General features: G+C 73.4%; 6 protein-coding genes. 2 read left to right on the forward strand and 4 right to left on the reverse strand.

All coding sequences use genetic code 11. The annotated features are described in order from the left end of the window. Nucleotides 1-91: 91 nt before the first annotated feature. The gene (locus Q4D18_RS04710) at nt 92-628 is read right to left on the reverse strand and encodes a DUF2231 domain-containing protein (protein WP_303126230.1); all 537 of its coding nucleotides are present in this window, start codon (nt 626-628) and stop codon (nt 92-94) included. Nucleotides 629-798: 170 nt separating this feature from the next. Here Q4D18_RS04710 and Q4D18_RS04715 point away from each other — a divergent pair, with 170 nt between their 5' ends. After that, complete coding sequence (locus Q4D18_RS04715; RefSeq protein ID WP_303126231.1) at nt 799-1,221, forward strand: hypothetical protein; 423 nt, start codon at nt 799-801, stop codon at nt 1,219-1,221. A 29-nt stretch (nt 1,222-1,250) separates the two neighbouring features. Here the strand turns inward: Q4D18_RS04715 and valS are convergent, their stop codons facing one another. Genes valS through Q4D18_RS04730 form a run of 3 tightly spaced genes read right to left on the reverse strand, consistent with a single transcriptional unit; the run spans nt 1,251 to nt 6,680 of the window. After that, nucleotides 1,251-3,917, reverse strand: a complete 2,667-nt coding sequence (gene valS / locus Q4D18_RS04720) for a valine--tRNA ligase (RefSeq protein WP_303126232.1) — start codon at nt 3,915-3,917, stop codon at nt 1,251-1,253. Between the two features lie 52 nt (nt 3,918-3,969). Beyond that, complete coding sequence (locus Q4D18_RS04725) at nt 3,970-4,932, reverse strand: formylglycine-generating enzyme family protein (protein ID WP_368389629.1); 963 nt, start codon at nt 4,930-4,932, stop codon at nt 3,970-3,972. Further along, complete coding sequence (locus tag Q4D18_RS04730) at nt 4,929-6,680, reverse strand: sulfatase-like hydrolase/transferase (protein ID WP_303126233.1); 1,752 nt, start codon at nt 6,678-6,680, stop codon at nt 4,929-4,931. The genes Q4D18_RS04725 and Q4D18_RS04730 overlap by 4 nt, the downstream gene beginning before the upstream one ends. Before the next feature lie 201 nt (nt 6,681-6,881). On the opposite strand from Q4D18_RS04730, the gene Q4D18_RS04735 reads away from it, so the two are divergent. Beyond that, nucleotides 6,882-7,697 (forward strand): SDR family oxidoreductase, encoded by an 816-nt coding sequence (locus tag Q4D18_RS04735; protein WP_303126234.1) that lies wholly within the window; start codon nt 6,882-6,884, stop codon nt 7,695-7,697. Nucleotides 7,698-7,774: the final 77 nt, after the last annotated feature.

Below are 7,774 nucleotides of genomic sequence, written 5' to 3' on the forward strand. Positions count from 1 at the left end.
TCCTCGCAACCTCCTGGAATCCAGGGTGTTGCGAGGACCGCTAGAACCCGCTCGCAGGTGAGGGGCCGCCGTCGTCCGCGGGACGGGAGGCTCAGTCGGCGTCGCCGTCCCCGTCGCCGGCCGGCGGGGCCGCGGGGTCCGAGGCGGGCGCGCCCGATCCGCCCGCGGCGTCCTGCCACACCAGCTGGGCGCCGGCGTGTCCGGCCTGCACGGCGGCCACGGTGTCCGCGATCCCCAGGCCCGCCACCGCGAGGCCGAGCACCAGGAAGAGCGCGGGCCAGCGCTCACCGTACCGCCGGGTGGCGGCGGGGGAACGGTGCCAGAACAGGGCGACCTGCACCAGGAGCACCAGGAAGAGCAGGACGGCCAGGGTGCGGGTGAGCTCGCCGAGCTGGGCGTGGCGCTCCAGCAGTGCCGACTCCTCGCCCAGCGTGTGCTCCAGGTCCTCGCCGGACCAGGTGGCCAGCACGCCGCCCACGGCGGCCACGAAGGACAGGGCCAGGGTGATCGGGGCCGTCCACTGGAACCACCGCCGGGAGAGCAACGAGGGCAGGGCCATGAGGAGCACGAGGGGGACGAGGACCACGGGGATGTGCACCAGGAGCGGGTGCAGCGGAAGGGATGTCATGGCCGGAAGAGTATGACCGGAAGGTGCGGGTCGGGTGCGAGGAACCTGGATTCCATCCCGGAAAAATTCACGTCATGTGAGGTGAGGAACGGCATTCCTTGGTGAGGGCGGCCTCATCCGGGGGCCCGTCGTCCCGAGCCGGGCCGTCGGTGCGGGATAGGGTGCCCGGCATGCCCGTCGACGCCCTGGAGCTGCGCCTGTCCGTCCCGGACGAGGCCCTGGTGCGCGGCGTCTGGGACGCGCTGAGGGACGCCGGGCTGCCCTCCCAGGCCGACCACCGCTCCCCGTCCAACGCCCCGCACATCACGCTGACGGCCGGCTCCGGGCCGGACGGGGTGATCCCGGAGGAGCCGCCCGCGGACCTCGCCCTCGCCGTGGAGCGGCACGCGGCGAACCGCGATCCCGCCGTCTTCCGCCCCTGGATCCCGCACGTCAGCCTGGCCCGCCGGGTCCCGCGGTCGGACCTGGGCGGGGTGCTCGCCGCGGTGGCGCCCCTGCAACCCCGTCGGATCGTGGCCGACCGGCTGCTGCTGTGGCGGCCCGGCCCCCGCACGCTGACGACGTGGGCGACGGCCCCTCACCCGCGCGGGTGAGGGGCCGTCGTCATCGGGGAGGCGGGGCCTCAGGCCTCCTCGGCGGGGGCGAGCTCGACGTCGGAGACGACGAGCTCCTCGCCGCCCTCGGCCAGGGTCAGCTCGGCGACGTTGCCGGCGGCCTTGAGGTCCTCCACGCCGCCGCGCAGGGCCTCGAGCTGGGCCGCGGGCGCGGTGACCGTGGCGGTGCGCACGGCGGTGCGCTGCTTGACCTTCGCCTCGGACTTGGACTTGCGCACGCCGCCCAGGGCCTGGGCCACGACGGACAGCACGAGCGGGTCGCCCTCCGCTGACGCGGCCTCCAGGGCGGCGAGCTCCTCGGCCAGGCCGGGCCACGGGGCACGGTGGACCGAGCCGGTGCGCCACCAGCTCCAGACCTCCTCGGTGGCGAACGGCTGGAACGGGGCCAGCAGGCGCAGCAGGGCGTCCAGGGTGGTGGCCAGGGTGGCCACCACGGAGGCCTGCTCGGCCTCGCCGTGGCCGCCGTAGGCGCGGTCCTTGATCAGCTCCACGTAGTCGTCCGTGAACTGCCAGAAGAAGGACTCGGTCACGTTCAGCGCGCGGGCGTAGTCGTAGCCCTCGAACGCGGCGGTGGCCTGGCGGACGGTCTCCGTCAGGCGCGCCAGCAGGGCGCGGTCCAGACGGTTCACCACGACGGCGGCGTCCTCGGCCGAGCGCACCACGGCGTCCTGGGTGGCGCCCAGGTTGAGCACGAACTTCGCGGCGTTGAGCAGCTTGATGGCCAGGCGGCGGCCGATCTTCATCTGCGCGACCTCGTAGGCGGTGTCCGCGCCGAGGCGGGCCGAGGAGGCCCAGTAGCGGACGGCGTCGGCGCCGAACTCGTCCAGGATGTCCGTGGGGACCACCACGTTGCCCTTGGACTTGGACATCTTCTTGCGGTCCGGGTCCAGGATCCAGCCGGACAGGGCGGTGTCCGTCCACGGGACGGCGCCGTTGAGGGCATCAGCGCGGACCACGGTGGAGAAGAGCCACGTGCGGATGATGTCGTGGCCCTGCGGGCGCAGGTCGAACGGGAAGACGTTCCGGAAGAACTGCTCGTCCCGGCTCCACCGGCCCACGATCTGCGGGGTCAGCGAGGAGGTGGCCCACGTGTCCAGCACGTCCGGGTCGCCCGTGAAGCCGCCGGGGACGTCGCGCTGGTCCTCGGCGTAGCCGGGGGCGGCCTCGGCAATCGGGTCCACCGGCAGGGCGTCGTCCGCGGGGACGATGGGTGAGTCGTAGACGGGCTCGCCCTCGTCGTCGAGCGGGTACCACACCGGGATCGGCACGCCGAAGAAGCGCTGGCGGGAGACCAGCCAGTCGCCGTTGAGGCCCTCCACCCAGTTCTCGTAGCGGTGGCGCATGTGCTCCGGGTGCCAGGACAGCTCCCGGCCGCGGGCGATCAGGCCCTCGCGGCGGTCGGCGTCGCGGCCGCCGTTGCGGATGTACCACTGGCGGGAGGTGACGACTTCGAGGGGCTTGTCGCCCTTCTCGTAGAAGTTCACGGCGTGCATGATCTTCTTGGGCTCCCCGTCCAGCAGGTCGGCGGCCACGAGCGCGTCCACCACGCCCTGCTTGGCGGAGAAGACGGTCTTGCCGGCCACGGTCTCCTCATAGGCCCTCCGGCCTTCCTCCGAGGTGATCCACTCGGGCACGTCCGCGGCGAACCGGCCGTCGCGGCCGATCAGCGTGCGGGTCGGCAGCTGCAGCTCGCGCCACCAGGTGACGTCGTTGAGGTCGCCGAAGGTGCAGACCATGGCGATGCCCGAGCCCTTGTCTGGCTTGGCCAGGGCGTGCGGGAACACCTCCACCTCCACGCCGTACAGCGGGGAGGTGACGGTCTTCCCGAACAGGTGCTGGTAGCGCTCGTCGTCGGGGTGGGCCACGAGGCCGGAGCAGGAGGCCAGCAGCTCGGGGCGGGTGGTCTCGATGAAGACCTGCTCGCCGTCCGCGGCGGTGAACGCGTAGCGGTGGTAGGCGCCGGGGACCTCGCGGTCCTCGAGCTCGGCCTGGGCCACGGCGGTGCGGAAGGTGACGTCCCACATGGTGGGGGCCTCGGAGAGGTACGCGTCGCCGTCGGCGAAGTTCTCCAGGAAGGCGCGCTGGGAGACGGCGCGGGAGACGTCGTCGATGGTCCGGTAGGTCATGGACCAGTCCACGGACAGGCCCAGGCGGGTGAAGAGGTCCTCGAAGACCTTCTCGTCCTGCACCGCGAGCTCCTCGCAGAGCTCGATGAAGTTGCGGCGGGAGACGACGTCCCAGTCGCGCTGGTTCTTGGCGGGCTTCTCCGGCGGGCGGTAGCCCTCGATGTACGGCTTGGTGGGGTCGCAGCGCACGCCGTAGTAGTTCTGGACGCGGCGCTCGGTGGGCAGGCCGTTGTCGTCCCAGCCCATCGGGTAGAACACGTTCTTGCCGGTCATGCGCTGGAAGCGGGCCAGCACGTCCGTCTGCGTGTAGGAGAACACGTGGCCCACGTGCAGGGAGCCGGAGGCCGTGGGCGGGGGAGTGTCGATCGAGTAGACCTGCTCGCGCGTGGTGTCCGCGTCGAAGGCGTACACGCCCTCCTCGGCCCAGCGGGCGGTCAGCTTCTCCTCGAGGCCCTCCAGGGCCGGCTTGTCGGGGACCGTCACGGCGGCGGTGCTCGGAGCGGTCGATGCGTCGGTGGGCGTGTCTGTGCCCTGCGTGTTCTCAGCCATGCCCCCATCCTCCCATGCACGGGCGACCGGCGCCCCGGCCGACCCGGGCGGCTCAGAGGTCGGCGGCCGTGCGGAAGCCGAGGTGTCCCGTCGCGGAGTCGCGCTCCTGCCGCTGGCGGGCCGGCGGACGGTAGCGCAGGCAGTACTCGGGAGCGCACAGGTGCGAGCCGCCCTTGACCACGAACCCGTCCCGCGGACGGGCCGGCGCGTGCGCCCCGGTGCGGGCGGGCGCGCAGCACGGGGAGGGCGTCGCCGCCTGCGCGGGGGCCCCCTCCGCGGCGGCGCGATGGTCGTCGGACCAGGGGGTGGAGGTCCACTCCCACACGTTGCCGATGGTGTCCACCAGGCCGAAGCCGTTCTCCGGATAGGTCCCGACCGGGGAGGTGCGGGCCCAGCCGTCGTCGCGGGTGTTCACGTACGGGAACGCCCCCTGCCAGGTGTTCGCCGGGTGACGCCCCCCGGGGGACCGCTCGGACCCCCAGGCGTAGGGCTCGGTGCCGTCGCGTCCGCCCCGGGCCGCGTACTCCAGCTCCCGCTCGGTGGGCAGCCGACGTCCCGCCCACGTCGCGTACGCCTCGGCGTCCTCGAGGCAGACCTGCACCACAGGATGGTCGGCGCGGTCGGCCAGCGCGTCGGAGCCGGGGCCCTCCGGGTGCCGCCAGCTGGCACCGGGCACCCAGCGCCACCATCGGGCGGGGTCGTGCAGCGGCACGGGTCCGGCGGTGCCCGTGAACACGAGGGCGCCCGGCTGGATCCCGGAGACGTCCGTGCCGGGGTAGTCCGCCGGGTCGACCGGCCGCTCGGCCACGGTGACATGGCCGGTCTCGGCGACGAACCGGGCGAACTGCGCCACCGTCACCGGAGCGCGGTCCAGGGCGAAGGCCCCGACGGCGGCGCGGTGCGCCGGGCGCTCCTCGGGGTAGAAATCGTCGGAGCCGGCGGTGAACGACCCCGAGGGCACGAGGACCATGCCCTCTGGGACCGCGGCGCCGCCGTCGGCGCGGGGGCCGGTCACCGGGCGGACGTCCCCGCGTCCGAGCGGCCGCACGCGGTGGTGGAGCGGCCCGACGGCGAGTCCTCGCCCGGCACCGACGGCCAGGGTGCGAACCCCGGCAGCCCGCGCGCGACGTCGTCGGCGGTGTACCGCACCTCGCGGGTGCCGAACATGTCCAGGTCGAACGGCGCCTCGTCCTCGCCGAGCTCCGCCTCCACCAGGGCGACCAGCTTCTCGAGCATCCGGGCCACCGTCTCCCGGTCGTAGCCCTCGCGGTCCGGGTCGCCGAGGTTGCGCAGCTCGCCCGGGTCCGCCTCGAGGTCGTACAGGGCGACGTCGGAGGTCGCGTGCAGCGCCTCGACCGTCCGGGGGATGCCGTACTCGGTGGGGGAGAACCACCGGACGAGCTTGTGGCGGCCGTCGGAGACCGCCCGGAAGAACGTGCGCTTGGTCAGGTCCGGCGCGCCGAACTCCTCACCGGCCGCCCGGATGTCCTCCGCCGTCTTGGCCGGGCCGTCGCCGAGCTGGGTCACGGCGCCGAGCGCGCCCGTCATGTTCCACTCGGGGTCCTGCATGTTCAGTCCGTCCCACATGACCAGCGCGCCGTCGCCCGGCTGGGAGGAGGAGCCGCGCGGGCCCGCCTCGCCGGACGGGCCCTCGAACACGGGCCGCAGGTCCCGGCCCACCAGTCGCGGGTACCGTTCGCGCAGGGCGTCGCCCTCCAGACCGGCCCAGCCGAGGAACGTCGTCGCCAGGTCCACGTGGGAGCCCACGGCGTCGGAGAGCTCGCCGCGGCGTCCGTCCGGGGACACCACCGTCATGTTGACCAGGGCCGCCTCCTGGAACGGGATGGCGCCCTTCTGCGCCAGACCGTGGCCGCCGTTCATCTCCCCGTGGTCGGAGGTCAGCAGGACCACGGTGTCCTTCCACAGGTCCTGGCGGTCCAGCTCGTCCAGGATCCTCTGGAACTCGGCGTCCACCATGCGCAGGCAGTTGATGAGGTAGTTGCGTCGCACCTTCCAGAGGTCCTCGCGGTCCTGCGGGATGGCGCCGTAGTTCCACGCGATGTTGCGGTGGTAGGACTGCACGCCGTAGGGCTGGTCGGCGAGGTCGTCGTGGAAGTTGGCGGGCAGGTCCACGTCGAAGTCCTGGAAGAACCCGAGGCGCTGCTGGCGGTGCGCCAGCTCCGCGACCATGCCGCGCTCGTGGGGGACCTCGTCGTCGCCGGCCCGGAGGAACATGACGTCGTGGGGGTTGACCATGGAGGAGACCAGGAACCACGGCTGGTCCGTGGGGCGGGTGTGACGCAGCCAGTCGACGGTCTCGAACGCCACGGTCGAGTCCAGCTTCTCGCCCTGCATCGGGCCGCCCCAGTTGTCGCCCCACTGCTGGTAGTCGGAGAAGCCGTACTCCTCCAGCGCGTCCGGGTCGTCCGCCACGGGGGACAGGTGCCACTTGCCCTTGAAGGCCGTGTAGTACCCCTGCTCGCGGAGCATCGTCCCGATCGTGGGGACCTCGGTGTCCAGGGCCCCCGTCCAGGCGAAGTTGGTGTTGTCCCACATGTCGATGGTCTTGGCGTGCTGGCCGGTCCACATCGCCGAGCGGGAGGGGGTGCACTGGGGTGTGGTGCAGTGGTGCGACTCCATGCTCACGCCGGCCCCGACGAGCCGCTCGATCGCCGGCAGGCTCACCCCGGCGGGCAGGTCCATGTGCACGTCCCACTGGTCCATGCACAGCACCAGGATGTTCGGGCGATCGCGTCGGGTCATGGGGTGCCTCCTCCTGCCCGGGGCCGCCGGGTGTCGATGACGGGCCGGCGTCGCGGGACGCCGGGATGTGCTCCGACCCTAGCCAGCGCGGGGACGCCCAGCCAGGACCGGTCGTCGCCGCCCATCGGGGCCGCCGTGCCCCCCGACGTACCCACCCGGCATCGGGTGCGGGCCCGGCGGGTGCTGTGGTTGTCTGACGCCATGACCGAGAACCCCCGCGCCACCGTCCCGTCCACCGCCGACGCCCCGCACGCCGGCCGGTCCGCCGTCGTCACCGGCGCCTCCAGCGGCATCGGCCGCGCCACGGCCCTGCGCCTGGCCCGCGCCGGCTGGTCCGTCATCGCCGTCGCCCGCCGCGCCGAGCGCCTGGAGGCGCTCGCGACCGAGGCCGCCGGCCTGCCCGGCGACGTCACGGGCGTGGCCGCGGACCTGACCCGGGACGACGACGTCGCCCGCGTCCTCGCCGCCGCCGAGGCCGCCGGCGGGGTGGACACCCTCGTCAACATCGCCGGCGGTGCCCACGGTGCCGACCCCGTGGCCGAGGGCAGGGACGAGGACTGGGAGTGGATGTTCCGGGTGAACGTCATGGCCACGCTCAAGCTCACCCGGGCGTTCCTGCCGATGCTGCGCGCCCATGGCGAGGGCACCGTCCTGGTCCTGTCCTCCACCGCGGGCCTGGTGTCCTACGAGGGCGGCGCCGGGTACAACGCGGCCAAGTTCGCCGAGCACGGCATGGTGGGGGCGCTGCGCCTGGAGGAGGCCGAGCACAACGTGCGCGTGGTCGAGGTGCTGCCCGGCATGGTGCGCACGGACGAGTTCGCCCTGACCCGCTTCGACGGGGACGCGGCCGCCGCGGAGAAGGTGTACGCGGGCGTCGAGAAGCCGCTCACCGCCGAGGACGTGGCGGACGTGTGCGCGTACGCCGTGGAGGTCCCGCACCACGTCAACCTGGACCAGGTCGTGCTGCGCCCCGTGGCCCAGGCCGCCCAGCACAAGGTGATCCGGCGTGGGGTCTGAGGCCGACGACGGCGGCGATGGCGCGGACGGCCGGGCGCCGGCCCGAGGTGACGGACGACGTCGGCTCGGCGGTGCGC

Source organism: Micrococcus sp. (assembly GCF_030523875.1).
Classification (GTDB): domain Bacteria; phylum Actinomycetota; class Actinomycetes; order Actinomycetales; family Micrococcaceae; genus Micrococcus.

Bases quoted from the DNA above. Each gene is read 5' to 3' on its own strand.
- Q4D18_RS04735 (WP_303126234.1), top strand. From the start codon at position 6,882: ATGACCGAGAACCCCCGCGCCACCGTCCCGTCCACCGCCGACGCCCCG.
- Q4D18_RS04730 (WP_303126233.1), bottom strand. From the start codon at position 6,680: ATGACCCGACGCGATCGCCCGAACATCCTGGTGCTGTGCATGGACCAG.
- Q4D18_RS04710 (WP_303126230.1), bottom strand. From the start codon at position 628: ATGACATCCCTTCCGCTGCACCCGCTCCTGGTGCACATCCCCGTGGTC.
- Q4D18_RS04715 (WP_303126231.1), top strand. From the start codon at position 799: ATGCCCGTCGACGCCCTGGAGCTGCGCCTGTCCGTCCCGGACGAGGCC.
- valS (WP_303126232.1), bottom strand. From the start codon at position 3,917: ATGGCTGAGAACACGCAGGGCACAGACACGCCCACCGACGCATCGACC.